At 72.9% G+C, this 26104-nt stretch carries 26 protein-coding genes; 16 read left to right on the top strand and 10 right to left on the bottom strand.

The genetic code is table 11. From position 1 onward, the window contains the following. Positions 1-191: 191 nt before the first annotated feature. On the bottom strand, positions 192-2000 hold the full coding sequence (locus EDD40_RS14880) for an AMP-dependent synthetase/ligase (RefSeq protein WP_123743437.1): 1809 nt from the start codon (positions 1998-2000) through the stop codon (positions 192-194). A 112-nt stretch (positions 2001-2112) separates the two neighbouring features. Between EDD40_RS14880 and EDD40_RS14875 the strand changes: the two genes are divergently transcribed. The 7 genes from EDD40_RS14875 to EDD40_RS14845 all read left to right on the top strand — a co-directional run bounded on the left by EDD40_RS14875 (position 2113) and on the right by EDD40_RS14845 (position 7308). After that, a complete protein-coding gene (locus tag EDD40_RS14875) occupies positions 2113-2493 on the top strand; it encodes a polyketide cyclase / dehydrase and lipid transport (RefSeq protein WP_123743436.1) in 381 nt (126 codons plus the stop codon). Between the two features lie 11 nt (positions 2494-2504). Beyond that, positions 2505-3293 carry a metallophosphoesterase family protein gene (locus tag EDD40_RS14870; protein ID WP_123743435.1) on the top strand — a complete coding sequence of 263 codons (789 nt, stop codon included), beginning with the start codon at positions 2505-2507 and terminating at the stop codon, positions 3291-3293. Positions 3294-3320: 27 nt separating this feature from the next. Then, positions 3321-3770, top strand: a complete 450-nt coding sequence (locus tag EDD40_RS14865) for an SRPBCC family protein (RefSeq protein WP_123743434.1) — start codon at positions 3321-3323, stop codon at positions 3768-3770. Next, complete coding sequence (locus EDD40_RS14860; RefSeq protein WP_123743433.1) at positions 3767-4972, top strand: ArsA family ATPase; 1206 nt, start codon at positions 3767-3769, stop codon at positions 4970-4972. The genes EDD40_RS14865 and EDD40_RS14860 overlap by 4 nt, the downstream gene beginning before the upstream one ends. 5 nt (positions 4973-4977) lie before the next feature. Beyond that, on the top strand, positions 4978-5310 hold the full coding sequence (locus EDD40_RS14855) for a hypothetical protein (protein WP_123748032.1): 333 nt from the start codon (positions 4978-4980) through the stop codon (positions 5308-5310). Next, positions 5304-6275, top strand: a complete 972-nt coding sequence (locus tag EDD40_RS14850) for an ROK family protein (RefSeq protein ID WP_123743432.1) — start codon at positions 5304-5306, stop codon at positions 6273-6275. The genes EDD40_RS14855 and EDD40_RS14850 overlap by 7 nt, the downstream gene beginning before the upstream one ends. Before the next feature lie 100 nt (positions 6276-6375). After that, a complete protein-coding gene (locus EDD40_RS14845; protein ID WP_123743431.1) occupies positions 6376-7308 on the top strand; it encodes an anti-sigma factor RsbA family regulatory protein in 933 nt (310 codons plus the stop codon). Between the two features lie 172 nt (positions 7309-7480). Here EDD40_RS14845 and EDD40_RS14840 read toward each other — a convergent pair whose 3' ends face one another. Continuing rightward, positions 7481-7957: a hypothetical protein gene (locus tag EDD40_RS14840; RefSeq protein ID WP_123743430.1), complete on the bottom strand. Its 477-nt coding sequence runs from the start codon at positions 7955-7957 to the stop codon at positions 7481-7483. A gap of 199 nt (positions 7958-8156) precedes the next feature. On the opposite strand from EDD40_RS14840, the gene EDD40_RS14835 reads away from it, so the two are divergent. The 3 genes from EDD40_RS14835 (at position 8157) to EDD40_RS14825 (ending at position 10529) form a co-directional block, all read left to right on the top strand. Further along, the gene (locus EDD40_RS14835) at positions 8157-8888 is read left to right on the top strand and encodes a lysophospholipid acyltransferase family protein (RefSeq protein ID WP_123743429.1); all 732 of its coding nucleotides are present in this window, start codon (positions 8157-8159) and stop codon (positions 8886-8888) included. Between the two features lie 22 nt (positions 8889-8910). Next, positions 8911-9423 (top strand): polyadenylate-specific 3'-exoribonuclease AS, encoded by a 513-nt coding sequence (locus EDD40_RS14830; RefSeq protein ID WP_123743428.1) that lies wholly within the window; start codon positions 8911-8913, stop codon positions 9421-9423. Between the two features lie 80 nt (positions 9424-9503). Continuing rightward, positions 9504-10529: a 6-phosphofructokinase gene (locus EDD40_RS14825; RefSeq protein ID WP_123743427.1), complete on the top strand. Its 1026-nt coding sequence runs from the start codon at positions 9504-9506 to the stop codon at positions 10527-10529. Positions 10530-10642: 113 nt separating this feature from the next. On the opposite strand, the gene EDD40_RS14820 is transcribed toward EDD40_RS14825, so the two are convergent. After that, the gene (locus EDD40_RS14820; protein ID WP_123748031.1) at positions 10643-10999 is read right to left on the bottom strand and encodes a cupin domain-containing protein; all 357 of its coding nucleotides are present in this window, start codon (positions 10997-10999) and stop codon (positions 10643-10645) included. A gap of 22 nt (positions 11000-11021) precedes the next feature. Next, positions 11022-11270: a DUF4242 domain-containing protein gene (locus tag EDD40_RS14815; protein WP_148088803.1), complete on the bottom strand. Its 249-nt coding sequence runs from the start codon at positions 11268-11270 to the stop codon at positions 11022-11024. Positions 11271-11371: 101 nt separating this feature from the next. Between EDD40_RS14815 and EDD40_RS14810 the strand changes: the two genes are divergently transcribed. Then, on the top strand, positions 11372-13087 hold the full coding sequence (locus EDD40_RS14810; protein ID WP_123743426.1) for an AfsR/SARP family transcriptional regulator: 1716 nt from the start codon (positions 11372-11374) through the stop codon (positions 13085-13087). On the opposite strand, the gene EDD40_RS14805 is transcribed toward EDD40_RS14810, so the two are convergent. After that, complete coding sequence (locus EDD40_RS14805; protein WP_123748029.1) at positions 13074-14093, bottom strand: DUF2891 domain-containing protein; 1020 nt, start codon at positions 14091-14093, stop codon at positions 13074-13076. The two genes, EDD40_RS14810 and EDD40_RS14805, sit on opposite strands and share 14 nt — an antisense overlap. A gap of 64 nt (positions 14094-14157) precedes the next feature. Between EDD40_RS14805 and EDD40_RS14800 the strand changes: the two genes are divergently transcribed. Then, a complete protein-coding gene (locus EDD40_RS14800) occupies positions 14158-15546 on the top strand; it encodes a class II 3-deoxy-7-phosphoheptulonate synthase (protein ID WP_123743425.1) in 1389 nt (462 codons plus the stop codon). A 77-nt stretch (positions 15547-15623) separates the two neighbouring features. Here the strand turns inward: EDD40_RS14800 and EDD40_RS14795 are convergent, their stop codons facing one another. Beyond that, positions 15624-17684, bottom strand: coding sequence for a Stk1 family PASTA domain-containing Ser/Thr kinase (locus EDD40_RS14795; RefSeq protein WP_123743424.1), 2061 nt, complete (start codon positions 17682-17684; stop codon positions 15624-15626). 185 nt (positions 17685-17869) lie between these two features. Here EDD40_RS14795 and EDD40_RS14790 point away from each other — a divergent pair, with 185 nt between their 5' ends. After that, the gene (locus EDD40_RS14790; protein ID WP_201441207.1) at positions 17870-18235 is read left to right on the top strand and encodes an Rv2175c family DNA-binding protein; all 366 of its coding nucleotides are present in this window, start codon (positions 17870-17872) and stop codon (positions 18233-18235) included. A gap of 75 nt (positions 18236-18310) precedes the next feature. Here EDD40_RS14790 and EDD40_RS14785 read toward each other — a convergent pair whose 3' ends face one another. The 3 genes from EDD40_RS14785 to EDD40_RS14775 all read right to left on the bottom strand — a co-directional run bounded on the left by EDD40_RS14785 (position 18311) and on the right by EDD40_RS14775 (position 21875). After that, positions 18311-19198 (bottom strand): phytoene/squalene synthase family protein, encoded by an 888-nt coding sequence (locus tag EDD40_RS14785; RefSeq protein ID WP_123743423.1) that lies wholly within the window; start codon positions 19196-19198, stop codon positions 18311-18313. Positions 19199-19311: 113 nt separating this feature from the next. Next, complete coding sequence (gene crtI / locus EDD40_RS14780; protein WP_123743422.1) at positions 19312-20805, bottom strand: phytoene desaturase family protein; 1494 nt, start codon at positions 20803-20805, stop codon at positions 19312-19314. 2 nt (positions 20806-20807) lie between these two features. Beyond that, positions 20808-21875, bottom strand: a complete 1068-nt coding sequence (locus EDD40_RS14775) for a polyprenyl synthetase family protein (RefSeq protein ID WP_123743421.1) — start codon at positions 21873-21875, stop codon at positions 20808-20810. A 105-nt stretch (positions 21876-21980) separates the two neighbouring features. Between EDD40_RS14775 and EDD40_RS14770 the strand changes: the two genes are divergently transcribed. Further along, positions 21981-22868: a methylenetetrahydrofolate reductase gene (locus EDD40_RS14770; RefSeq protein ID WP_123743420.1), complete on the top strand. Its 888-nt coding sequence runs from the start codon at positions 21981-21983 to the stop codon at positions 22866-22868. Between the two features lie 62 nt (positions 22869-22930). On the opposite strand, the gene EDD40_RS14765 is transcribed toward EDD40_RS14770, so the two are convergent. Further along, entirely contained in the window at positions 22931-23581 is a 651-nt protein-coding gene (locus tag EDD40_RS14765; protein ID WP_123743419.1) for a DUF3153 domain-containing protein, read from the bottom strand. Between the two features lie 104 nt (positions 23582-23685). Here EDD40_RS14765 and EDD40_RS14760 point away from each other — a divergent pair, with 104 nt between their 5' ends. Further along, positions 23686-25365: a DUF885 domain-containing protein gene (locus EDD40_RS14760; RefSeq protein WP_123743418.1), complete on the top strand. Its 1680-nt coding sequence runs from the start codon at positions 23686-23688 to the stop codon at positions 25363-25365. Positions 25366-25448: 83 nt separating this feature from the next. Next, positions 25449-26075: a hypothetical protein gene (locus tag EDD40_RS14755; RefSeq protein ID WP_123743417.1), complete on the top strand. Its 627-nt coding sequence runs from the start codon at positions 25449-25451 to the stop codon at positions 26073-26075. Positions 26076-26104: the final 29 nt, after the last annotated feature.

Genomic DNA, 26104 nt, shown 5'->3' with positions numbered 1-26104 from the left:
TCGCCGCGTCAGCGATACGACAGCGCGCTGCGGCACTCTATGAAGCGTCCCGGTTGGGGGACCGGGACAACAGAACTTCTCGGGTCCGCGTCAGCGGATACGCGATCACTGGGGGTCGAGTGGCCCGCACTTCGGTGCGGGCCACTCGTCTGTGTCTGATCGCCGCTGCTCCGCGGAGGGCGGCGCGGGGGTCAGCCCGCGTAGATCGATTCGATGTCCTGCTTGTAGGTGGTGGCGACGACCGAGCGGCGGAGCTTGAGGCTCGGGGTCATCTCGCCGCCCGCCTCGGTGAAGTCGACCGGCAGGATGCGGAACTTCTTGATCGCCTCCGCCTTGGACACCGCCTGGTTGGCCTCGTCCACCGCGGTCTGGATCTCGGCGCGCAGGGTCTCGTCGTCGATCAGGTCGGCCACGGTCGCCGAACCGGCCTTGCCGTTCTGCTCCTTCCAGGCGGGGAAGAACTCCGGGTCGATCGTGATCAGCGCGCCGATGAACGGCTGCGCGTCGCCGACCACCATGCACTGGCTGATCAGCGGGTGGGCGCGCAGGCGGTCCTCCAGCACGGCGGGCGAGACGTTCTTGCCGCCGGCGGTCACGATGATCTCCTTCTTGCGGCCGGTGATCCGCAGGAAGCCGTCCTCGTCGAGCTCGCCGATGTCGCCGCTGTGGAACCAGCCGTCGTCCAGCGCCTCGGACGTGGCCTGGTCGTTGTTCCAGTAGCCGCGGAACACGATGTCGCCCTTGATCAGGATCTCGCCGTCCTCGGCGATGCGCACCGAGGTGCCGATCACCGGGCGGCCCACCGTGCCGACCCGGAACGCCGCCGCCGTGTTCACGCACGCCGCCGCGCTGGTCTCGGTGAGGCCGTAGCCCTCCAGCACGGGCACGCCGATGCCGCGGAAGAAGTGCGCCAGCCGCTCGCCGAGCGGCGCGCCGCCGGACACCGCGTTGGTGCACCGGCCGCCCAGCGCCGCCTGGAGCTTGCTGTAGACGAGCTTGGCGAACAGCGCGTGCTTGAGCTTGAGCCCGAGGCTGACGTCGCCGGTGTCGAGGGCCTGGCTGTAGGCCACCGCGGTCGCCTCGGCCGCGTCGAAGATCTTGCCCTTGCCCGCCGCGTGCGCCTTCTGCTTCGCGCCGTTGTAGACCTTCTCGAACACGCGCGGCACGGCCACCACGAACGTGGGCCGGAACGACTGGAGGTCCTCCACCAGGTTCTTCACGTCGGCGGTGTGGCCCATGGTCACGCGCGTGTAGACGCCGCAGACCGACAGGGCGCGGGCCAGGATGTGCGCCAGCGGCAGGAACACCAGCAGCGAGTTGCCCGCCTGCATGAGCTGCGGGAACGCGGTGATCCCGCCCTTCACCTCGGACAGCAGGTTGCGGTGGGTCAGCTCGCAGCCCTTGGGCCGGCCGGTGGTGCCGGAGGTGTAGACGATGGTCGCGGTGTCGTCCGCGCCGACCACCTTGCGCCGGGCCCGCGCGTCGTCGTCGGACACCGAGGCGCCCAGCGCGGTCAGCTCGTCGATCGCGCCCGCCGCGTCGCCCGAGGGGCCGTCGAGCTGCCACACGTGCCGCACCTCGGGCAGGCCGGCCACCACCGAGTCCACTGTGGCGCGGTGCTCGGAGGTCTCCACGAACACGGCCTTCGCCGAGGAGTCGGACAGGATCCACTCGACCTGCTCGGCCGAGGAGGTCTCGTAGATCGGGACCACGACGCCGCCCGCGTGCCAGATGGCGAAGTCGAGGAGGGTCCACTCGTAGCGGGTCTTGGACATCAGGCCCACCCGCTCGCCTGGCTGCAAGCCCGCCGCGACCAGGCCCTTGGCGACCGCGAGGACCTGGGCGGCGAAGTCGCGGGCGGTGACGTCCACCCACGTGCCGTCCACGCGGCGGCGGAAGCTGACGGCGTTGCCGAAGCGCTCCGCGTTCGCCCACACCATGTCGGTGAGGTTCTCCTCGGCAGCCACAGTGGCGGTGGCGGGGACGCTGAACTCGCGCACGTCGACCTCCGGACGATTGTTTGTTACCGGTGGGGAAACTTAGCCTGTGATTCCGGCGATACACCAGGCCGGCCCGCCTATCCGTGACCGTGTCGTGGCACTCTCCTCACCCGTGCCCAGTGTCGACGTCGTTGACGAGACGTTCCTCGCAGTGCCTCCGGCGGTGGTCGCCGCCGCTTTCGCGCCGCCCGCCGCGTGGGCGGGGTTCTGGCCGGACCTGACCCTCGACGTATACGCCGATCGGGGCACTGAGGGGTTGCGCTGGACGGTCGCCGGCGCGTTGGTCGGAACGATGGAGGTGTGGTTGGAGCCGGTCCTCGACGGCACCCTGCTGCATTACTTCCTGCGTGCCGACTTGCCGGGCGATGCGTCCGACCAGCGGATACGTCGCGAGGTGCGCCGCCGCCAGTTGGCCGCCAAGGAGGTGTCACTCGGCCTCAAAATGATCTTGGAGGCCGGCCGGGCGCCTGGTGTGCCGCCCTCGCTGCCGTAGATTCGGGTCTTGTGCGAGTTCACGTCGTCTCGGATGTCCACGGCAACGCGGAGGCACTCGCGCGCGCCGGCGACGGGGCCGACGCGCTGGTCGTGCTCGGCGACCTGGTCGACTTCGTCGACTACTACGACCACGGCAAGGGCATCCTCGGCCGGGTGTTCGGCGCGGAGAAGGTCGCGGTGTTCGCCCGGCTGCGCCGCGGCCGGTTCGGCGCCGAGACGGTCCGCTACATGCGGTCGCTGTGGGAGAGCCTGGACAACGCCGCGGACGTCGTCCAAGAGGCGATCATGGAGCAGTACACCGCGATGTTCGCGGCGATGAGCGTGCCCACCTACGCCACGCCGGGCAACGTCGACAGCCCCGAGCTGTGGCCGATGTTCGCCCGCGACGGCGTGCACGTCCTGGACGGGCAGGTGGCCGAGATCGGCGGGCTGCGGTTCGGCTTCGCGGGCGGCGCGGTGCTGCACCCGGGCTTCGTGCCGAACCGGCGCGGCCCGTGGCGGCCCTACCTGCGCACCGAGGAGGACTTCGGCGCGGCCCTCGCCGGGCTGGGCGAGGTCGACGTGCTGTGCACGCACGTGCCGCCCGCCGTGGCCGAGCTGACCTACGACGTGGTGGCCCGCCGGCCGGAGCTGGGCTCGACGTCGTTGCTGAAGGTGATCGAGCGCGACCGGCCCCGCTGGTCGGTGTTCGGTCACGTGCACCAGCCCCTGGCGCGCCGGGCGCGGGTCGGCTGGACCGAGTGCGTCAACGTCGGCCACTTCCAGCGCACCGGCACGCCCCACGTCCTGCGTTGGTGAGCCGAACCACCGGGTAGCCTCCCCGGCATGGCCGACGAGTCCACCCAGTCCATCGTCATCGACGCGACGCCCGAGGAGATCGCGGCGGTCATCGCCGACTTCGACGCCTACCCCGAGTGGGCCAACGGGGTGAAGCGCACCGAGGTGCTGGAGACCGGGGCGGCCGGCCGCGCGGCGCAGGTCAAGTTCAACATCGACCAGGGCCCGATCAAGGACGAGTACGTGCTCGCCTACGACGAGTGGTCGCCCGGCCTGATCTCGTGGCACCTCGTCAAGGGCCAGATGCAGAAGTCGCAGGAGGGCAGCTACCGGCTGACCCCCCGGGGCGACTCGACCGAGGTCACCTACACGCTGTCGGTGCAGCTGGTCGTGCCCATGATCGGCCTGTTCCGGCGCAAGGCCGAGAAGATGATCATGGACACCGCGCTCAAGGAGCTCAAGCGCCGGGTCGAAAACCGGGTGGACAACGCTGGATGAGCGCCCGCCTGCTGCTCTTCACCGGTAAGGGCGGGGTCGGCAAGACGACCTTGGCCGCCGCCACCGCCACCGCGCTCGCCGCCGGTGGCCGCAAGGCGCTGGTCGTCTCCACCGACCCGGCCCACTCGCTGGGCGACGCGTTCGGCGTGCCGCTGTCCGGGCACGTCGGCGAGATCGACACCCCGGCCGCCGGAATCCTGCACGCGCTCCAGGTCGACCCCCGCGCGCTGGTCGACGACGCGTGGCGCGACCTGCGCGGACACCTGCGGACCGTGCTCGCCGGCGCGGGCGTGGACGAGCTGGACGCCGAAGAGCTGACCGTGCTGCCCGGCGTCGAGGAGCTGCTCGCCCTGTCGGAGGTGCGACGGCTGGCCGAGAGCGGACCGTGGGACGTGGTGGTCGTGGACTGCGGCCCGACCGCCGAGACGCTGCGCCTGCTGGCGCTGCCCGAGGCGTTCGCCTCCTACCTGGAACGGCTGTTCCCGACCCACCGACGGGTGGTGCGCGGGCTGCTCGCCGGTGTCGCCGGCAGCGGCACCGCGGAGAAGTGGGACGCCACCGCCGACGCGCTCGGCAGGCTGGCCGAGAGCCTGGAGCAGCTGCGCGGCCTGCTGACCTCCCCGACGACCAGCGTGCGGCTGGTGCTGACCCCGGAACGGGTGGTCGCGGCGGAGACCAGGCGGACCGTGACGGCGCTCGCGCTGCAAGGCATCCGGGTCGACGGCGTGGTGGCCAACCGGGTCGTGCCGCACCCCGGCGACGACCGCGGCCCGGCCGCCGACTGGCTGCGCACCCGCCGGGCCGAGCAGGACGCGGTGCTCGCCGAACTGGCCGACCTCGGGCCGGTGCGCGAGGTGGCGCACCGGGCCGCCGAACCGGTAGGCACGGCCGCGTTGCTGGACGTCGCCGAAGGCCTCTACCAGGGACGTGACCCGCTGGACGGCGGCGACGCCGAACGGCAGCTGCTGACCGTGGAGCGGACCGGCGAGCAGCAGTACACGTTGCGCATCGCGCTGCCGGTCGGCGACTCGTCGCTCGACCTGGCGCGGGTGGGCGACGACCTGGCCGTGACGGTGGACGGCAGGCGGCGGCTGATCGCGCTGCCGTCGCTGCTCAAGCGCTGCCTGGTGACCGGCGCGGAGCTGGACGACACCGGGTTGGCGGTGCGGTTCGCACCCGACCCCGATCTGTGGATGCGGTGAGGCACGTGGACTCCAAGCTCGCCGAAGAGCTGCGCCTGCTGCTCGACGCCGCCGCCGAGCGGGCGCAGCCGTGGCTGCACCGGGTGGCCGCCGAGGGCGAGCACGACACCGGCACCTGCGGCTGGTGCCCGCTGTGCAACGCGGTGGCGCTGGCCCGCGGCGACCGGTCGGAGCTGGCCGCCAAGGCCGCCGAGCACGTGGCCGGGCTGATCGCGGTGCTGCGCGCGGCACTGGCGGAACCCGCGCCGCCCGTGCCGCAGGACGAGCCCGCGCGGCCGGAGAAGCCGCGCGTGCAGCACATCCCCGTGGTGCGGCGTGACCGGAGCGCGCAGTGCTGACTGTCGGCGTCGACGTCGGCGGGACGAGCGTGCGCGCGGGCGTCGTCGACGGCGACGGCGCGGTCCTCGACACGGCGCGCGCGGCCACACCGAGCGGCGAGGAAGCGTTGGAGGAGGCGATCGGCCAAGCCGTCGCCGAGCTGGCGTCCCGGCACCGCATCTCCGGTGTCGGCCTGGCCGTGGCCGGGTTCGTGGCCTCGGACCTGCGGACCGTGCGGTTCGCGCCGCACCTCGCGTGGCGGCAGGCTCCGGTGGCCGACCGGATCTCGCGGCGCGTGGGCATGCCGGTGGTGCTGGAGCACGACGCGAACGCCGCCGCGCTGGCCGAGCACCGGTTCGGTGCGGCCCGCGGCGCGAAGATCGCCGCGCTGGTCGCGATCGGCACCGGGATCGGCGGGGCGCTGCTCATCGACGGGCAGGTCTTCCGCGGCGCGCACGGCGTGGCGCCCGAGCTGGGCCACCTGCGGCTCGTGCCGGACGGCCGGCCCTGCCCGTGCGGCAAGCACGGCTGCTGGGAGCGGTACTGCAGCGGCACGGCGTTGAGCACCACGGCGGTCGAGCTGCTGGCCCGCCACCCCGGCCAGTCGACCGTGCTCGCGCGGGAGGCGGTGGACGACTCGCGGGCCGTCACCGGGCGTCGGGTGGCGGGCGCGGCGCGTGACGGCGACCCGTTGGCGCAACGCGCGATGGCGGACCTGGCGCGGTGGCTGGGAGACGGGTTGGCGCTGGTCGCCGACGTGTACGACCCCGAAGTCGTGGTGATCGGCGGCGGCGTGTCGGAGTCCGCGCCGCTGTTCCTCGACGACGCGCGCGAGCGCTACGCGGCCGTGGTGACCGGCGCCGGGCACCGGCCGTTGGCCCGCATCCGGACCGCGCAGCTCGGCGACGACGCCGGGATCGTCGGCGTGGCCACCCTCGCGCGCGACGTGGCGGCGAGCACCGCCCGCAACGGCAGGCACCGTTGACCCGCGAGTCCGCGTAGCATCGCGGGATGCGGACCGCCGTCACCCGGGGACCGCGCGACCACCACGTCCGCGAGTCCCACGCCCACCCCGTGGTGCGCCGATGAGATCCGGCGTGGCGAACGGGCACGTCGGGTACTTCCACGAAACCGCGTTCTACGGCAGCGACGACGACTACCGGTCGGTCGTCGTGCCGTTCGTGGACGAAGGCGTGGCAGCGGGCGAACCGGTGCTCGTGGCGTGCCGCCCGGCCAACGAGCGGCTGGTCCGGGACGCGGTGGCCGACCCGTCCGGCGTGGTGTTCCTGCCCGGCGGCGACCAGTACGCCCGGCCGACCGAGGCGATCGTGGAGTACCGGAAGCTGTTCGCCCGGTACGCGGGCGTGACGCAGATCCGGGTGATCGGCGACGTGCCGCACCCCGGCGTCGGCGTCGCGTGGGACTGGTGGTCGCGGTACGAGGCGGCGGTGAACGAGGTGTTCGCCGAGTACCCGCTGTGGGGCCTGTGCCCGTACGACCTGCGGACCACGCCGGCGCGCGTGCTCGCGGACGTGGTGCGCACCCACCCGCGCGTGGCCGGGACGGACGGGTCGCACCTGCCGAACCCGCGGTACCGGTCGTCGTGGACGTTGCCGCCGGCCGGGCCCACGGCGTTCGAGGCGGGACGGCCGCTGGTCGAGCTGACCGACCCGACACCCGCGGCGGCCAGGCGCGCGGTGATTACGGCGTGCGTCGGCACCCGGCTGAGCCAGGACGAGCTGGACGACATCGTGTACGCGGCCAGCGAGGCCGTGACCAACGCGCAGTCGCACGGGCGGCCTCCCGTGCGGCTGAGGGCGTGGGCGGGGCCGACGCACGTGCTGGTGGCCGTGACGGACCGGGGCGACGGGCCTCGGTCGCCGCTGGCGGGCCTCGTGCCGACCGACCGCACCGCGACCGCCGGCGTGGGCCTGTGGCTGACCCACCGGACGTGCCGCGAGGTGACCATGAGCCGCGACGCCGAGGGCTACACCATCCGCCTCCTCTCCGGCTCCTGACCAGCGAGAGTCCAACCTCCACAGCGCGAGAGTCCAACGTTCACGGCCCGTGAGTCCTACGTTCGCGGACCCTGAATTCAACGCTCAGCCAGGTGCGGGTGTGGCTGAGCGTTGAATTCAGGTGTCCTAAGCGTTGGACTCTCGCGGCGTGAGCGTTGGACTCTCGCGGGGGTTAGAGGACGGCGCCGTCGTCCCAGCCCGAGTCGGGCGGTGGGGTGTTGCGCATGCGCAGGATCAGCCAGCCGGCGCCCGAGCACATCACGATCAGCGCCAGCGGGGTGCCGATCACGCCCGTCAGGCCGAACAGACCCGGGAACAGCAGCAGGACGACACCCAGCACGATCAGCAGCAACGCCGCGATCGTGCCCGGCCGCAACGCGGGCAGCGGCGGCGGCTCCGGCGGCACGTAGTGGTCGTTCGGGTCGTCCGAGTCGGGGTACGCGTCGGGGTCGTCGTCGGCCGTGGCCACGGCGGGTTGGCCCTCGGGCCGCCCGGAGCGCGCGGGCTCGGCCTCGTCGCCCTCGTCCGGTTCGACCTCGTCGGGGTGGGCCTGACGGCCCACGCCTTCGCGTTCCAGACCCGCCACGATCTCGGCGAAGGTCGCGTCGACGTCCTCCGGGCCGTCGGTCGAGTCGCGTCGGGAGTTCATCGGCGTGCTCCAGCCCTCCGGGTCGTGAAGGCCAATCCTCTGCCGGGTCCATCGTCGCACGAGCCCGTTGTGTCGTGGATTACGGCAGCCGGTGGCACTTGGACCGTACCGCCTCCGCGTGGGTGTTCGTTGTGTGTTTCGCCGTCGGCTCCGTAGGCTGGCGGAGGGGATCAAGCACGTCGAGGAGGCGCTCGCCGCGGTGCTGTACTGGTTGATGAAACACATCTTTCTCGGGCCGCTCCTGAAGCTGTTCTTCCGACCCCGGATCATCGAGGGCGCGGAGAACATCCCGAAGGACGGCGGCGCCATCCTGGCGAGCAACCACCTCGCGGTCTCCGACTCGTTCTTCCTGCCGCTGAAGCTGTCACGGCGGGTCACCTTCCCGGCCAAGATCGAGTACTTCACCGGCAAGGGGCTCAAGGGCCGGTTCCAGCGCTGGTTCTTCTACGGCGTCGGCCAGGTGCCGATCGACCGGTCCAGCGCGTCGGCCGCCCAGGGCGCGCTCGACACCGGTGTGCGGATCGTGCGCGAGGGCAAGCTGCTCGGCATCTACCCCGAGGGCACCCGGTCGCCCGACGGCCGGCTGTACAAGGGCAAGGTCGGCGTGGCGTGGATCGCGCTGGAGTCCGGCGCGCCGGTCATCCCGGTCGCGATGTTCGGCACCGACAAGGCCAACCCCATCGGCTCGAAGATGTGGCGGCCGTACCCGATCCGGATCAAGATCGGCAAGCCGCTGGACTTCTCCCGCTACGAGGGCCTGTCCGGCGACCGGTTCGTGCTGCGGTCCATCACCGACGAGATCATGTACGCCCTGATGGAGCTGTCCGGCCAGGAGTACGTCGACGTCTACGCGGCCAAGGCCAAGGAGGGCCAGAGCGACGGGAAGCCGGCGAAAGCGGTCGATCGGCTGCCCGAGGCGAAGGCGGGCTGAACCGCACCCCTAGGCTGGCGGGGTGCGGTTCTTCTACGACTGTGAGTTCATCGAGGACGGGGTCACCATCGACCTCGTCTCCATCGGAGTGGTCGACGAGGAAGGCCGCGAGTTCTACGCCGTGTCGACCGAGTTCGACCCGGCCAAGGCCGGACCGTGGGTGCGCGCCAACGTGCTCAACCAGCTGCCGTCGCCCGCCGACCGGGCGTGGCGCAGCCGGGAGCGGATCCGCGCGGACCTCCTCGACTTCCTCGGCGGGCCCAAGGCCAACCGGGACGACATCGAGCTGTGGGCCTGGTTCGCCGCCTACGACCACGTGGCGCTGGCCCAGCTCTGGGGCCCGATGCCGGCCCTGCCGCGCTGCCTGCCCCGCTTCACCCGCGACCTGCGGCAGCGCTGGGAGGACGTGGGCAAACCCCACCTGCCGCCCGCGCCCGCGGACGCGCACGACGCCCTCGCCGACGCCCGGCACAACCTCGCGCGCTGGAAGGTGATCGAGTCCGAACGACTGCGGAAGGGCTTCGCGGTCCGGTAGGTGGACCCTCGCTTGCTGCACCGATCCAGCACGTGTCAGGCTTGGGTGACCAACGCCACGAGAAGAGATTGGCTAAGCAAATGCGCATTGGTGTGCTCACCGGCGGTGGCGACTGCCCCGGCCTCAACGCGGTCATCCGCGGCGTGGTCCGCAAGGGCATCGAGGCCCACGGCTGGGACATCGTGGGATTCCGCAACGGTTGGCAGGGCCCGGTGGAGAACCTGACCAAGCCGATCGGGCTCGATGACGTCGAGGACATCCTCACCAGGGGCGGCACCATCCTCGGCTCGTCGCGCACCAACCCGTACAAGATCGACGGCGGGGTGGACCGGATCCGCGAGACCCTCGCCGCGAACCAGGTCGACGCGCTGATCGCCATCGGCGGCGAGGACACCCTCGGCGTCGCCAAGCGGCTCACCGACGACGGCATCGGCGTCGTGGGCGTGCCGAAGACCATCGACAACGACCTGGGCGCGACCGACTACACGTTCGGTTTCGACACCGCCGTGCACATCGCCACCGAGGCGATCGACCGGCTGCGCACGACGGCCGAGTCGCACCACCGGGCGCTCGTGGTCGAGGTCATGGGCCGCCACGCGGGCTGGATCGCGCTGCACTCCGGCCTGGCCGGCGGCGCGAACGTGATCCTGGTGCCCGAGCGCCAGTTCAGCGTCGACAAGGTGGTCGAGTGGGTGGAGCGGCGCTTCGAGCGCCAGTTCGCCCCGATCATCGTGGTCGCCGAGGGCGCGATGCCCGAGGGCGGCGCCGAGACGCTGCACTCCGGTGAGAAGGACGCGTTCGGCCACGTGCGGCTGGGCGGCATCGGCACCTGGCTGGCCGAGGAGATCGCGGAGCGGACCGGCAAGGAGTCCCGCGCGGTCGTGCTGGGCCACGTCCAGCGCGGCGGCATCCCGACCGCCTACGACCGCGTGCTCGCCACCCGGTTCGGCCTGCACGCGGTGGACGCGGTCGCCGACGGCGACTTCGGCGTCATGGTCGCGCTGCGCGGCACGGACATCGTCCGGGTCAAGCTGTCCGAGGCCACCGAGGAGCTGAAGACCGTTCCGCTGGAGCGCTACCAGGAGGCCGAGGTCTTCTTCGGCTGAGTCGCCCGCCGGCCGCCCCGGGCAGCGGTGATCCGACGACGGCCCCGGGCAGCGGCGATCCGACGACGAGCGCCCTCGGACTTCACGTCCGGGGGCGCTTCGCGGTGTCGCGGCTACTTCTTGGCGTAGTCGTGCAGGCCGGTGAAGTCGACCATCACGCACGGCTCGTCGCCCACGATCCAGGCGTCGTGCCCCGGCTCCACCACGACCGCCTCACCGGCTCCCGCCTCGCCCTCGGAGCCGTCGTCCATGACGACGTGCATCCGGCCGGACAGGATGTAGCTGGTGTGGGAGGCCTGGCACGAGTCGGTGCCCGCGATCGGCTTCACGTCCTGCGACCACCGCCAGCCCGGCTGGAACTCCGCTCTGCCGACCGTCGTGCCGCCGACGGTGACCAGGTCGACGTGACCGTGCGGGAAGTCCCGCACCTCTTCCGGCTCGGCCAAGCTCTTCGACGCCAACAAAGACATCTCCGTCACCTTCCTCGTCGTCTCAGCCCTGCACCACGGGGTAGATCTCGTCCGCCACGAGGCCGTGCGCCTCGCGGTGGACCCGGTGCGCCGTCTCCGCGTCCGGCGCGTCGACCAGGCAGAAGACCTTCCCGTCCTTCTCGTCCACCCAGTAGTTGAGGTACTGGACGCCGTACCGGTCCTGGGTGCGGAGGTCGGCGGCGTGCGCCTCGGCCACGTCACCGGGACCGGCGCCTTCGGGCAGGTGGTTGTGCACGTCCATGAACAACATGGGGTCCTCCCGACTCGGAGTGGATCGGGACACGCTAGGCGGCGCGGCGTTCCCAAACCGTTCCCACGGCGGTCCCGCCGGGCCGGACGTAGGGTGCCGCCATGCGGGCCACCTGCCAGGTGCGCGTGCTGGGCGGGTTCGCCGTCGCGGTCGACGGCAGACCGGTCCCCGGTGACGTGTGGCGCAACCGGCGCGCGGCCGACGTGGTGAAGCTGCTGGCCGTGGCGCCCGACCACCGGCTGCACCGCGAGCAGGTGATGGACCGGCTGTGGCCCGACCTGCCCGCCGACGCGGCGGGGGCGAACCTGCGCAAGGCGGTGTTCTACGCGCGGCGCGCGCTGGGACGTGCCGACGCCGTCCGGTGCGAGGGACGGCTGCTGACGTTGTGGCCCGGCGGCGACCTGGACGTGGACCTGGACCGGTTCCAGCGGGCCGCCGACGCCGCGCTGGCCTCGGGTGACGCCGAGCGGTGCGCGCTGGCCGCCGCCGGGTACCGCGGCGGCCTGCTCGTCGACGACCGCTACGAGTGCTGGGTCGCGGAGCCGCACGAGAAGGTCGAGGGCCGCTACGCCGCGCTGCTGAGGGCCGCCGGCGACTGGGAACGGCTGCTCGACCTGGACGAGACCGACGAGCAGGCGCACCGCGCGGTGATGCGCCGGCACCTGGCCGCCGGTCGCCGCGGGGAGGCGTTGCGCCAGTTCGACCGGCTGCGCCGCACGCTGCGGGAGCGGATCGGGGTCGGGCCGGACGCGGAGACCGTCGAGCTGTACGAGTCGGCGCTCAGCCTCGACGCGGCCGAGCCGCCGTCACCGGCGCAGCGCGCGGCGGTCGCGCTGGCCAACGGGCTGGTCGCGTTCGGGCGGCGCCACCTCGCCGAGGCCGAACGGCTGGCCAGGCAGGCGCGGGTGCTGGCGCTGGACGCCGACCTCGGGCACGAGCTGGGCGAGGCCTCGACCCTGCTCGCCCTCGTCGCGCACGCCCGCGGCACGTGGCACCGGCTGTTCCGGGAGGAGTTCGCCGACGCGGTGCGGCACCCGTCCCGGCCCGTGGTCTACGACGCGCACCTGTGCTTGCAGGAGTTCTACCTGTACGGGCCGGAGGGGCACGACGGCGCGGAGTCGTTCGGCCGCGACCTGCTCGACATCGCGTCACGGGCGGGTTCGGCGGCGGGCCGGGCGTTGGCCTACCTGCTGCTGGGCGAGTTCGCGCTGCTGTCCGGGCGCCTCGACGACGCCGTGACCACGCTGGGCGAGTCGCTGGGCGAGGCCGAACGCGCCGGCTGCGGGTCCGCCCGGTCCCTGGCGCTGGAACGGCGGGCCGAGGCCGAGGCCCGGCGCGGCGACCCGGCGGCGGCCCGTGCCGACCTGGACGAGGCGCTGCCGCTGGCCCGCTCCTCACGCATACCGTCGCACCTGGTCATCCGGGTGCACGGGGTCCGCGTCCTGGCCGCGGGCACCCTCGGCGGCGCGCTCGGCGCGATCCGCGAGGCCGAGCGGTGGCTCACCGAGGCGCCGCACGTGTGCGACCCGTGCTCGATGGGCTTCCGGATCGCGGCGGCGACGGCGTGCGCGAACGCGGGCAGCCCGAGCCGCGCCCGGCCGCACCTGGCGGAGGCGGAGCGGATCAGCGGCCTCTGGCAGGGCGGCCCGTGGACGGCGGCGCTGTGGGAGGTGCGCGCCGAGGTCCGGCGCGCGCAGGGGCAGCGCACGCGGGCGACGGCGTTGTTCCTGGAGGCGGCCGAGCGGTTCGCGGCGATGCGCCGACCGCTGGAGGAGCGCCGGTGCCGGGCCGCCGCCGCGTCCCTCAGCGACCGGTGAACGCGCCGAGGTCCAGGTAGGCGGCGAACGTGCCCAGCCAGTGCTCGGCGTAGTAGCCGTGCCCGGACACCAGCCGCAGACCGGTCTCCCGGTGCGCCTCGGCCGCGGTGTGGGCCAGGTCGGCGTACCGGTGCCCCGGTGGCAGCGCGTCGGCGACGGCCCGCCACTGCCACGCCCGCGACAGCGCCAGCCCGACCAGGTGCGAGCCGTGCGGGTCGCCCGGGTCGTCCACCGGCACGGGTTCGCGCAGCACCTTCCAGCGCGAGTCGTCCAGGTGCGGGAGGAACGCCTCGAACCACGCGGTGAACCCGTCGGCCGGCAGCACCCGCCGCATCAGGTCCGCCTCGGTCAGCGCGGGCGAGAGGAAGTCCGCCGCGTCCGGTTCGAACCCGCCGTACCCGACGTCCTCCCGGTGCCACCGCAACGCCGCCTCCGCGCACGCCGAGGCCAGCTCCCCGTCGCCCACCGCGCGCGCCGCGTCCAGCACGAGCCCGGTCGCGAACGCCGTGTTGCCGTGCGTGCCGGTCCGTACGGGCAGCCGCGCGCCGGTCACCTCGGCGAGATACCGGTCACGCAGCACCGCGCTCAACGGCCGCAGCGCCGCCGCCAGCGGCGGGTCCCAGGCGCGGAGCTCGGCGTCGAGCACGAGCAGCCACGCCCACCCGTAGGGCCGCTCCCAGAACCCGCCGGAGGGCCCGTCGAAGAACGCCGCCTCGACCTCCGCGTTCCCGACCGTGATCAACGACTCCAGCACCCGGCGGGCCTGCGCCGCGCCCTCGACCCCGGGCCGCACCCGCAGCAGCCGGACCGCCAACCAGGTCTGATGCACGCACGAGTGCCAGTCGAACGACCCGGCGAAGATCGGGTGCAGCACGCGCTGCGGCACCAGGTCGGCGTCGCCGGCGACGACGTGCGACCAGTGCGCCGGGTAGTCCCGCTGGACGTTCTCCACCGCGGTCGACAGCAGCCTGGCCGCCGTGCTGTCATCCAATCGGGTGTCCGACATGGTCCACATAATGCACAGGTCGGACCCGCGTCCGTCTCTCGATGTGGACAGCTATCTTTAACGTGTGAACTGGACCGTGGACGTGCCCGTGGACACGCTTCCCGAGCTTCCGCCCCTCCCGCCCGAGCTGCGCGACCGGCTCGACGACGCGCTGAGCCGCCCCGCCGCCCAGCAGCCGGAGTGGCCGGACGCGGAGCAGGTGCGCCGGGTGCGCGCCGTGCTGGAGAGCGTGCCGCCGATCACCGTGCCGGCCGAGATCGACCGGCTGCGCGACAACCTGGCCGAGGTCGCCCGCGGCGAGGCGTTTCTGCTGCAGGGCGGCGACTGCGCGGAGACGTTCGCGGACAACACCGAGCCGCACATCCGCGCTAACGTCCGGACCCTGCTCCAGATGGCCGTCGTGCTCACCTACGGCGCGAGCCTGCCGGTGGTGAAGATCGGCCGCATCGCGGGCCAGTACGCCAAGCCGCGCTCGTCGGGCATCGACGCGCTCGGCCTGCCGTCCTACCGCGGCGACATCGTGAACTCGCTGGTCGCCACGCCCGAGGCGCGCGTGCCGGACCCGTCCCGGATGATCCGCGCCTACGCCAACGCGGGCGCGGCGATGAACCTGCTGCGCGCCATGACCACCGCGGGCATGGCCGACCTGCACCGCCTGCACGACTGGAACAAGGACTTCGTCCGCCAGTCGCCCGCCGGCGAGCGGTACGAGGCGCTGGCCGGCGAGATCGACCGCGGCCTGCGGTTCATGTCGGCGTGCGGCGTGAACGACACGTCGCTGCACACCACCGAGATCTTCGCCTCGCACGAGGCGCTGCTGCTGGACTACGAGCGGGCCCTGCTGCGCCTGGACACCAACGGCGAGCAGCCGAGGCTGTACGACCTGTCGTCGCACTTCCTGTGGATCGGCGAGCGGACCAGGCAGCTGGACGGCGCGCACATCGCGTTCGCCGAGCTGCTGTCCAACCCGATCGGGTTGAAGATCGGCCCGTCGACCACGCCGGAGATGGCCGTCGAGTACGTCGAGCGGCTCGACCCGCACAACCAGCCGGGCCGGCTGACCCTGATCAGCCGCATGGGCAACGGCAAGGTGCGCGACGTGCTGGGCCCGATCGTGGAGAAGGTCACCGCCTCCGGCCACCAGGTCATCTGGCAGTGCGACCCGATGCACGGCAACACGCACGAGGCGTCCACCGGCTACAAGACCCGGCACTTCGACCGGATCGTCGACGAGGTGCAGGGCTTCTTCGAGGTGCACCGCCGCCTGGGCACCCACCCCGGCGGCATCCACATCGAGCTGACCGGCGAGGACGTCACCGAGTGCCTCGGTGGCGCGCAGGAGATCTCCGACCTGGACCTCGCGGGCCGCTACGAGACGGCCTGCGACCCGCGGCTGAACACGCAGCAGTCGCTGGAGCTGGCGTTCCTGGTCGCGGAGATGCTGCGCAGCTGACCGGACGACGCCGACCGGCGCGGAACGGCGGTGGCCCCCGACTCCCACGAGTCGGGGGCCACCGCCGTTCCGTCGCCCTACACCGCGATGATCGTGATCTTGGTGTCCTTGGGCACGCGCTCACCGGCCCGCACGGACTGGTTGACCACCCGGGCCCGGTCGCGGTTGTTGAACTGGACGTCGACCTTGAGGCCCGCGTCCTCCAGGATCTTCTTCGCTTCCTTGACCGACTTGCCCTCGACCTGCGGCACGGTCACCGAGTCCGCCGACACCACGACGGTCACCCGCCGGTTGTTGGGCGGCAGGTTCGTGCCCGCGGGCGGGTCGGTGCGGATCACCTTGCCGCCGTCGACCTTGTCGGAGAACTCGGTCGGGCCCTCGACCGGCTCGAACCCGGCCGCGCTCAGCTCGGCGAACGCCTCGTCCTTCGTCTTGCCCGTGACGCTGGGCACCGGCTTGGGCTCCGAGCCCTTGCTCAGCACGATCGTCACCGTCGAGCCGATCGGCACCGGGGTGCCCGGCGCGGGTTTCAGCGTCACCACCTTGCCCTTGGGCACGCGGTCGCTGAACGCGTCCTCGGCGGGGTTGAGCTGGGCCTTCAACCCGACCGACACGATCTCCTGCTCGGCCGCGGCGACCTCGACGCCCCCGCTGACCTGCGGCACCACCGGCTTGCCCGCGGACACCACGAGCCGCACCAGGTCACCGCGGTCGGCCTTGGTCCCGGAGGGCGGGTCGGTGCTGATCACCTGCCCGCTCGGCACGGTGTCGCTGTTCTCCCGGCGCACCGTCTTCTTCAACGACGCCTCGTCCAGCAGCGCGGTGGCGACGGTCTCGTCCTTGCCGACCAGGTCCGGCACGGTGGAGACGCTGCCGATGGCCAGCCACCAGATCGTCACGCCGATGAGGATCGCGGCCACCACGACGATGCTGAGCCACGTGATGAACTGCCGCTTGCTGCGCGCCCGCATCTCCTCGTACAGCTGCTCGGGCGTCTTCTTCTTCGGCGGTCTCTTGGGACGCGGGCGGGACGTCGGGGGAGTGGGTCCGACCGGCTTGGGCTCGGGCGGCGCGAGCAGCTCGGCCCGGGAGATGGCCCTGGTGCCCTGCGGGCCGCCCGCCGGCGGCACCAGCGGGTTCGGCCGGTGCACCGGCACGGTCGGCTCGGCGAACGGCGCGCCCGCGCCCACCCGCACCGGCTCCACCCGCAACGTCTGCTCGGCCGGGCTCAGCGGCGCCGGCACCTGCCGGGTGGCTTCCTCCGCGGGCGCCGCCGCGCTGGGCACCGGCACGTCGACCGCCGCGATGCCGAGCACGGCCCGCGCGGTCTCCACCTCGGACAGGAACGACTCGGCGTCCGCGGGCCGCAGGAACGGCTCCTTGCGGGTCGCCCGGCGCACCAGCTCCGCGACCTCGGCGGGCACGCCCGGCACCGGCGGCACGTCGTCGTTCACGTGGCGGTAGGCCACCGAGATGGCGTTGTCGCCCACGTACGGCGGCGCGCCGGTCAGCATCTCGTACAGCAGCACGCCCGCCGAGTACACGTCGCTGCGCGCGTCCGTGGTGCCCGTGGTGACCTGCTCGGGCGACAGGTAGGCGACCGTGCCCAGGATCATGGTGTCGCTGGTCACGCCCGCCGTGGAGACCGCGCGGACCAGGCCGAAGTCGGCGACCTTCACCGTGCCGCCGGGGCCGATGAGCACGTTCTCCGGCTTCACGTCCCGGTGCACGAGGTCGGCGCGGTGGGCGGCGGCCAGCGGCGAGAGGACCTTCTCGATGACGGTGAGCGCCAGCGGCACGTCCAGCGTGCCGCGCGCGGTGAGCAGGTCGCGCAGCGTGCCGCCCTCGACCAGCTCCATGACGAGGTACACCCGGTCCTCGTCCACGCCCTGGTCGTGGACCTGCACCACTCCGGGGTGGTGCAGCTTGGCCGCGGCCCGCGCCTCGCGCTCGAACCGCGCCACGAACTGCGGGTCGGCGGAGAACCGGGGATCCATGACCTTGATGGCCACGGTCCGCTCCAAGCGGGTGTCCACACCTCGGTAGACGGTGGACATGCCGCCACGCGCGACCAGGGCGCCTACCCGGTAGCGTTGTTCGAGCAGCCCGCCGATCACGTTCGTCGCCGACCTTTCCACAGCCGTGGATCGTACGGTGGGTGGTGCCGACCGAGTGCTGTGCGCCGGAGCATCCCACGCGCGCTTGTGGGATCCGCGTCAAAGTGGCGCGAAACAGGGGGTAGCGGCAAGCCGACCCCTGGGTGTACGGCCACCACCCGGTTGGCGCAGGGCGTCGTCAACGTCGTTGTGGCATCGTGACGCAGGTGAGTGCGATTCCTGCCGCTGCGGATGTGCTGGCTCCCGACCTGGAGGTCCTGCCCCTCCCCGAGGTCGCCGAGCGTCTTGGCCTGCCTATCACCCGAGTCCACCAGTTGCTGCGCGACGGGCAACTGCTGGCCGAGCGACGCGACGGCGTCCTCGTCGTCCCCGCGCAGTTCCTCGCCGCCGGAGGCGTGGTGAAGGGCCTGCCCGGCACCATCACGGTGCTGCGCGATTCCGGCTACTCGACCGAGGAGATCCTCCGGTGGCTGTTCACCGAGGACGAGACCCTGCCCGGCACGCCCGTCGAGGCGTTGCGCGGCGACCGCGGCCGTGAGGTGAAGCGGCGGGCACAGGCCTTGGCTTTCTGACGAGCACCGCACCACCCCAGACGACCGACCACGTCCGGGCGGCTGCCCAGCCGCCCGGACGTCGTGCCCTCCGGGCTAGCGCCCGACGACCCTCGCCGCCAGCGCCCGCGCGAAGCCGGGCAGCGCCACCGCCAGCCGCCGCGGGTTCGGCACCACCACCCGCCGGTCCAGCACCTGGTAGTCGGCCGCCGCGATCTCGTCCAGGATCCCCCGGTACAACGTGAGCGCGGTCCGCACGCACGGCCGCGACACGGGCCGCAGCAGCGGCACACCCGCCTCGGCCTCCCGGTACTCCGCCAGCGCGCACGCGACCAGGTGCGCCGTCACCCGCCGCACCCGCTGGTCGGGCTTCCCGGTCCGCCGGCACCACACCAGCAGCTCGCGGTCGACGCCGTAGGCCGCCAGCACGTCCCCCGGCAGGTACAGCCGGCCCCGGTCGAGGTCCTCGCCGACGTCGCGCAGGAAGTTCGTCAGCTGGAACGCCCGGCCCATCGCGGCGGCGCCCGGCTCCGCCTGCGCGCGGGGCGCCACCGTCCCGAACACCGGCAGCAGCTGAAGCCCGATCACCGCCGCCGAGCCGTGCATGTACCGCCGCAACGCCGGGAGGTCCGGGTACGACGTGACGGTCAGGTCCATCCGCATCGACGCCAGGAACGCGGTGAACAGCTCCGGGTCGATCGAGTACCGGCGCACGGTGTCGACCAGCGCGACCAGCACCGGGTGGCCCGTCGGCCGGCCCGCCAGCTCGTCGCCCAGCTGCGCCGCCAGCAGCTCCAGGTCACCGGCCGGGTCGGGCGACTCGCCGCTGTCCACGATCTCGTCGGCCCAGCGCGCGAAGCCGTACAGGGCGTGCACGGCGGGCCGCTGCGCGGGCGTGAGCAGGCGGGTGGCGAGGAAGAACGTGCGGCCGTGGCGGGCGTTCAGCTCACGGCAGCGGGCGTACGCCGCGGCCAGCTCCGTCACGACCGGCCCCGGGTAGCCCGCGACCGCACCGGCTCGACAGGTGCGGCGCTCGATCGGGTGAAGGTGCTCGGGGTCATCGGGGCGACATCGTCGCACAGCGCCACCCCGGCGGGTCAGCGCCGGGTGCGTGCCCGCCGTGCCTCGACCGGCCGCCGCGACCTCGCGCCCGTCGCCCCCGTGATCCGCTGGGCGGCCAGCCTGCCCGAGATCAGCACCGGCGGCACGCCGACGCCCGGCGTGGTGCCGCAGCCCGCCAGCACCGCGTTGTCCAGCACGAGGTTGCGCGGCCGGAACGGCCCGGTCTGGGCGAGGGTGTGCGCGGCCGAGAACGGGGTGCCCGCGGCCAGGCCCATCGCGGCCCAGTCCGCGGGCGTGACCAGGTGCTCGACCTCGATCGCGGCACCGAACCCGGTGAGCCCGCGCGCCTCCAGCACACCCACCAGCTCGTCGCGGTAGGCCGGGCCGACGCGGTCCCAGTCGATCGGGCCGGTGCGCAGGTTCGGCGCGGGCGCCAGCACGAACATCCCCTGCCCGGGCGGGGCCGTGACCAGCAGCGACGGATCGCTCATCACCGTGCCGCGGCGGGTCAGCTCGTCGAACGTCCGGTCCCACTCCCGGCCGAAGAACAGCGTGTGGTGCGCCAGCTCCGGCCACGTCCGGTCCACGCCCGCGTGCAGCACGACCGCCGACGGCGACCACGTGATCGGCACGGGCCGGCGCGGCTGGTGACCCAGCAGGCGGTACGACATCGGCAGGTCCGGGGTGAGCACCACCGCGTCGCACGGGATGCGCTCGCCGCGCGCGGTGCGCACCGCGGTGACCCGCCCGCCGATCCGCTCCAGCCACGCCACCGGCGTCTCGAACCGCAGGTCCGCGCCCGCGTCCCGGGCCGCCGCCGCCAACGCGTCCGGCAGCGCCCGCATCCCGCCCTCGGGGTAGTGCACGCCCGCGATGGTGTCCATGTACGCGATGACGGCGTACGCGGCGAGGGCCTTGCGCGGCGGCACGCCCGCGTACAGCGACTGGAACGAGAACACCCGCCGCAACCGCTCGTCGCGCACGAACCGCCCCACCGACGGGCCGAGCCGGCCGAACCCGCGCAGCGCGGCCAGCCTCGCCAGCTGGGGCGTGAGCAGCGACAACGGCGAGTCGAAGTTCGAGCCGATGAACTGCTCGCGCTCCACCCGGTACAGCTCGGTCAGCCAGCGGCGCAGCGCCCGGTACCCGGCGGCCTCGCGCGGACCGGCGAACCGCCGCACCTCGGCTTCCATCGCCTCGCCGTCGGAGTGCACGTCCAGCGTGCTGCCGTCGGCGAAGCGGGCCCGGTAGGCGGGGTGCAGCGGCCGCAGGTCCAGCCGGTCGGCCAGCGAGTCGCCGACCGCGTCCAGCGCCTCGTCCACCAGCTCCGGCATGGTCAGCACGGTCGGCCCGGTGTCGAAGCGGTAGCCGCCGAGGTCCAGCCGCCCGGCCCGGCCGCCGGGCACGGCGTCCCGCTCGACCACGGTGACCCGGCGGCCCGCGCCGAGCAGGTGCAGCGCGGCGGACAGCCCCGCCAGCCCCGCGCCGACCACGACGACGTGGTCCGTGCGGCCGGTGACCGCCCGCATCGTCAGGAGGTCCGCTTCGTGGCGCTGATCGCCAGCTCCGCCAGCCGCTCACCGGCCGGTTCGGCGATCGGGGACCGGTCGAGCGCCCGCAGCGCGGACCCGGTCAGCTCGGCGATCCGCTCCTCCACCGCGTCCACCGCGCCGACCTCGCGCAGCCGCGCGCGCACCTCGTCGACCGTGGCCACGTCCAGGTCGGGCTTGCCCAGGGCCTGGTGCAGCACGTCCGCGCCGAACTCCATGCCCAGCGCGACCAGCAGCGTCCGCTTGCCCTCGCGCAGGTCGTCACCCGCGGGTTTGCCGGTGACCGCCGGGTCGCCGAACACGCCGAGCAGGTCGTCGCGCAGCTGGAACGCCACGCCGATGTCCGTGCCGAACGAGCGCAGGCCGTCCACCAGCTCCGGTGACGCCCCGCCGATCGCCGCGCCCATGTGCAGCGGCCGTTCCACGGTGTACGCGGCGGTCTTGAGCCGGTCGATGCGCAGCGCCGCGTCCGCCGAGCTGTCGCCGCGCGCCTGCGTGAGCACGTCCAGGTACTGGCCGGCGAGCATCTCGGTGCGCATGTCCCGCCACGGCAGGCTCAGCCGCTGCAACGCGTCGGTGGGCAGGCCCGCGGCGAAGAGCATGTCGTCCGCCCAGGCCAGCGCCACGTCCCCGATCAGCACGGACGCGGCCAGCCCGAACCGCTCGGGTTCGCCCAGCCAGCCCTTGGCGCGGTGCTCGCGGGCGAACCGGACGTGCACGGTGGGCATGCCGCGGCGGGTCTCGGAGGCGTCCATCAGGTCGTCGTGCACCAGCGCGCACGCCTGGATCAGCTCCAGCGAGCTGACCGCCGTGAGCACCGCCCCGGCCAGCTCGCCCTCCGGGTCGCCGCCGGCGGCGCGCCACCCCCACCACGCGAACGTGGGCCGGATCCGCTTGCCGCCGCCGAGCACGAAGTCGGCCAGCGCGTCCACGGCGCCGGTGAAGTTCTCCTCCATGCGCTCGCCCAGTGCCCGGCGGTCGGCGAGGTACGCGGCCAACGCTTCGTCGACGTGCTTGGGCAGTTCGAGGTCCAACGGGTGGGGCGGCACGCCCCTATCGTCACCTCTGCGCCTTCGGCGCGCCCAACCGGGGGGCTGGTCCCATCCAGTGACAGCCGTCTTCCACGCCTCGGACGAACCTCTAGGCTGTCGGGCATGACGTCGGTGGTCGAACGCCTGCACGGGGGGTCCCCCGTGTTCTCCGTCGAGTTCTTCCCCCCGCGCGACGAGGCCGAGGAGATCATCCTCTGGCGTGCGATCCGCGAGCTGGAGGCCTTCGACCCGGCGTTCGTGTCCATCACCTACGGCGCGGGCGGGTCGGCGCGCGACCGGACCATCCGCACCACCGGCCGGGTGGCGCAGGAGACGACCCTGCTGCCGATGGCCCACCTCACCCTGGTCGACCACTCGGTGGCCGAGCTGCGCAACGTGATCGGCTGGTACGCGGCGGTGGGCGTGCGCAACATCCTGGCCGTGCGCGGCGACCCGCCGGGCGACCCGAACGGCGAGTGGCTCGCGCACCCGGAGGGCCTGACCTACGCCGAGGAACTCGTCCGGCTGTGCCGTGAGCTGGGCGACTTCTGCGTCGGCGTGGCCGCGTCGCCGTACGGCCACCCCCGGTCGACGGACCTGGACTCCGACACCGAGTACCTGGTGCGCAAGCTGCGCGCCGGCGCCGACTTCGCCATCGCGCAGCTGTTCTTCGAGCCGGAGGACTTCCTGCGCCTGCGCGACCGGGTCGCCGCGCGCGGCTGCGACACCGTGCTGATCCCCGGCGTGATGCCGCTGACGACGCCGCGGACGCTGGCGAAGACGGTGGAGCTGTCGGGGTCGTCGGTGCCGGACTCCGTGGCGCGCCGCCTCGACCCCTACGCCGACGACCCGGCGGGTTTCCGCGCGGCGGGCATCGACCTGGTGACGGAGGTGGGGGAGCGGCTGCTCGCCGAAGGCGTGCCGTGCCTGCACTTCTACACCTTCAACCGGTCGAAGGCGACGAGGGAGATCGTCGGCCGCCTGGGCCTGGTCCCGGCCCGCGCCGCATAGGATTGCCGCTGCTCCGCAGACGGCGGCGAGCTCGCGGGGCAGGGCGGGGTGGCGGGGCCGGGTCAAGCCACTTGGTGGCGGCGGTGGGCGACGATGGCCAGGACCAGCACGATGAGCGCCGCGCCGCCGGTCAAGCCGGCCACCAGCATGGTCCAGCCGAAGTAGGACACCGAGTTCGCGCCCGCGTAGCGGACTGTCGCGCTCAACATCGAGGCTTGGCCGGGTTTCGGGGTCCACGCGATGGTCGCGTTGTCTTCTTCTCGCCCGTTCGTGTCGACGATCTCACCCGGAAAGCTGATTTTCACTTGGATGTCGGCGCGTTCGGGCGGCACCTGCGTCAGGTCGACCGATCCGGACAACGTCACGAGGTCGCCGGAGCGCCGGAACGTCAGCTGGTAGCGGCTGGACGACGCGCTGGTCGCCGCTGACAGTGCTCGCACCTCGTCGAACGTCAACCCGTTGAACGACAGTTGCGTGCCGACGTAGTCGTCCACCTTGTACGGCTTGGTGGTGACCCGTCCGGCGAGTTCGTTGGGCACTTTCAGCTGCGGACCCGGGTCGTTGTCCTTCGTCGGCGGGGTGGCGGCGGTGATCTCGCCGGACACGTGGTCGTCGGTGGACAACGCCATGGCGGCGTGCAGCCGGACGCACCCCGTCAGCGAGAACAGCGCGAGGAGGAAGACCGGCATGAGCAGCGCGGAGGCCCTGGGCACCAGGCCATCCTGCCGGCCACGGTCAAAAGTTGACCGCATGACACGATCGTGAGCGTGGCTAATTACCTGTTGGGGGGACAGGGCCCGCAGGTAACGTGCCGCGCATGTCAACCTCCTCCGCCGGCGTGCACGGCATCAGCAACCAGTTCGTGGCCGACTACGCGGCCGCGGACCCGTTGACCGCGACGTTCATCGGCAAGCCCGGCCACGACGACCGGCTCACCGACTACTCGCCGGAGGGGCACGCGGCCCGCGAGGAGCTGGCGCGCAAGGCGCTCGCGGCGATCACCGCCGCCGAGCCCGCGGACAAGTCGGAGGCCGACGCCAAGGCCGTGTTCCTGGAACGCATCGGCCTCGAGGTCGAGCTGCACGAGGCCGGTCAGATGGAAGGCCAGCTCAACGTCATCGCGAGCCCCGTGCAGTCGCTGCGCGAGGTGTTCGACCAGATGCCCACCGACACGGCCGACGACTGGGCGGTGATCGCCAAGCGGCTCACCGCCGTGCCGGACGCCGTGGCGAACCTGCGCGCGGGTCTCGCCCACGCCGCCGACCGGGGCCACGTCTCGGCGTTGCGGCAGGTCAGCAAGGTCGCCGAGCAGTGCGACACCTGGGCGGGTAGGACCGGCGGCAGGTCGTTCTTCGCCACCCTGATCGCCGATGCCCCCGCGGACGGCGCGCTGCGCACCGAGCTGGAGGCGGGCGCGAAGGCCGCCGCGGAGTCCTACGGCGACCTGGCCGCGTTCCTGCGCGACGACCTCGCGCCCAAGGCGCCGAGGAAGGACGCGGTCGGCGAGGACGTCTACCGGCTCCAGTCCCGCTACTTCACCGGCTCCCGCCTCGACCTGGCCGAGGCCTACGAGTGGGGCTGGGGCGAGTTCACCCGCCTCGAGACCGAGATGAAGCAGGTCGCGGACCGGATCAAGCCGGGCGCTTCCCTCGCCGAGGCCGCCGCCGCGCTGGACGCGAACCCGCGCTACCTGGTGCGCGGCAAGGACGGCCTGCGGTCGTGGATGCAGGAGCTGTCGGACCGGGCGCTGCTGGACGTGCGCGGCGTGCACTTCGACCTGCCGGACGAGCTGATGAAGCTGGAGTGCCGCATCGCGCCGCCCGGCGGTGGTGTCGGCGCGTACTACAACGGCCCCACGCCGGACTTCTCCCGCCCCGGCCGCATGTGGTGGTCCGTGCCGGACGACAAGGAGGAGTTCTCCACCTGGCGCGAGGTCTCGACCGTCTACCACGAGGGCGTGCCGGGCCACCACCTCCAGGTCGCCACGGCCGTCTACCAGGCGGAGACGTTGAACGAGTTCCAGCGCCTCCTGTGCTGGGTCTCCGGCCACGGCGAGGGCTGGGCGCTGTACGCGGAGCGGCTGATGCGCGAGCTCGGCTACCTGGAGGACGACGGCGACCTGCTCGGCATGCTCGACGCGCACCTGTTCCGCGCGGCCCGCGTGATCATCGACATCGGCATGCACCTGGAGCTGGAGATCCCCAAGGGCACCGGTTTCCACGAGGGCGAGCGGTGGACCCCGGACCTGGGCCTGGAGTTCATGCTCACCCGCACCATCACCGACCCGGCGCACGTGCGCGACGAGATCGACCGCTACCTGGGCTGGCCCGGTCAGGCGCCGTCGTACAAGCTGGGCGAGCGGCTGTGGCTGGCGGCCCGCGACGACGCCCGCGCCCGGCACGGCGCCGCGTTCGACCTCAAGACGTTCCACCGCCAGGCCTTGGAGATGGGGGCCATGGGGTTGGACACTCTTCGTGAGCGGCTCACGGAGCTCTGACCCCGACCCGGTGACCTCGGTTTCACGCCGAGGTCACCGGATCCGGTGTTTGATGTGCTGGCGAACGACCGTAGGGGGATGCGATGACCGGACGTGCGAGGCGTGCCGCACTCGGCGTGGTGCTGGCCGGCGCGTTGCTGGTCGCCGGGTCGCCCGCGGTCGGCCAGGCCCAACCGCTCGGCGACCAGGCCGAGTGGCGCATCCGGCAGCAGATCGTCGACAACGCCCTGCACCAGGTCGGCCAGCGCGAGGGCAACGGCAACTACTACCCGCCGCAGTACCAGGTGACGGGCCAGGGCGTGCTGCGGCCGGCCGAGTGGTGCGGCGTCTTCGTCAACTGGGCCTGGACCACCGCCGGCGTGCAGGACAAGCCGGCGATGCGCCCCGCTCCCGGCGCGTCCGTCCTCGACCAGGGCCACTGGGCGACCTACTGGCAGAAGTGGGGCAAGGCCAACGGCCGGTGGAAAGACATCTCCGAGCGCGACGTGGCGCCCGGTGACGCCGTCGTCTACGGCAACTACCCGGACATGCACGCCCACGTCGGCCTCGTGGTGGAGGTCAGGTACGACCGGACGGGCCGCAAGGCCACGCACGTCCGCACCATCGAGGGCAACTTCGACGAGCGGGTCGTCTACTCGAAGCTGCGCAAGATCGAGGGCCTGAACGCCGGCAAGTACCTCCAGGCGTCAGGCTTCGTCTCGCCCTTCTAGCGATCACGACCGACCTCGCCCGATCAGAC

The sequence above is a fragment of the Saccharothrix texasensis genome, from assembly GCF_003752005.1.
Taxonomy (GTDB): Bacteria; Actinomycetota; Actinomycetes; order Mycobacteriales; family Pseudonocardiaceae; genus Actinosynnema; species Actinosynnema texasense.
The sequence above is the reverse complement of the archived record's forward strand: the minus strand, read 5'-3'. Positions and strand labels throughout refer to the sequence as shown.

Excerpts from the sequence above, each read along its gene's own strand:
- EDD40_RS14865 (WP_123743434.1), top strand. The coding sequence starts at position 3,321 with ATGGCCGACGAGTCCACCCAGTCCATCGTCATCGACGCGACGCCCGAG.
- EDD40_RS14860 (WP_123743433.1), top strand. The coding sequence starts at position 3,767 with ATGAGCGCCCGCCTGCTGCTCTTCACCGGTAAGGGCGGGGTCGGCAAG.
- EDD40_RS14845 (WP_123743431.1), top strand. The coding sequence starts at position 6,376 with ATGAGATCCGGCGTGGCGAACGGGCACGTCGGGTACTTCCACGAAACC.
- EDD40_RS14840 (WP_123743430.1), bottom strand. The coding sequence starts at position 7,957 with ATGAACTCCCGACGCGACTCGACCGACGGCCCGGAGGACGTCGACGCG.
- EDD40_RS14825 (WP_123743427.1), top strand. The coding sequence starts at position 9,504 with ATGCGCATTGGTGTGCTCACCGGCGGTGGCGACTGCCCCGGCCTCAAC.
- EDD40_RS14820 (WP_123748031.1), bottom strand. The coding sequence starts at position 10,999 with ATGTCTTTGTTGGCGTCGAAGAGCTTGGCCGAGCCGGAAGAGGTGCGG.
- EDD40_RS14815 (WP_148088803.1), bottom strand. The coding sequence starts at position 11,270 with ATGTTGTTCATGGACGTGCACAACCACCTGCCCGAAGGCGCCGGTCCC.
- EDD40_RS14810 (WP_123743426.1), top strand. The coding sequence starts at position 11,372 with ATGCGGGCCACCTGCCAGGTGCGCGTGCTGGGCGGGTTCGCCGTCGCG.
- EDD40_RS14805 (WP_123748029.1), bottom strand. The coding sequence starts at position 14,093 with ATGTCGGACACCCGATTGGATGACAGCACGGCGGCCAGGCTGCTGTCG.
- crtI (WP_123743422.1), bottom strand. The coding sequence starts at position 20,805 with ATGCGGGCGGTCACCGGCCGCACGGACCACGTCGTCGTGGTCGGCGCG.
- EDD40_RS14770 (WP_123743420.1), top strand. The coding sequence starts at position 21,981 with ATGACGTCGGTGGTCGAACGCCTGCACGGGGGGTCCCCCGTGTTCTCC.
- EDD40_RS14760 (WP_123743418.1), top strand. The coding sequence starts at position 23,686 with ATGTCAACCTCCTCCGCCGGCGTGCACGGCATCAGCAACCAGTTCGTG.
- EDD40_RS14755 (WP_123743417.1), top strand. The coding sequence starts at position 25,449 with ATGACCGGACGTGCGAGGCGTGCCGCACTCGGCGTGGTGCTGGCCGGC.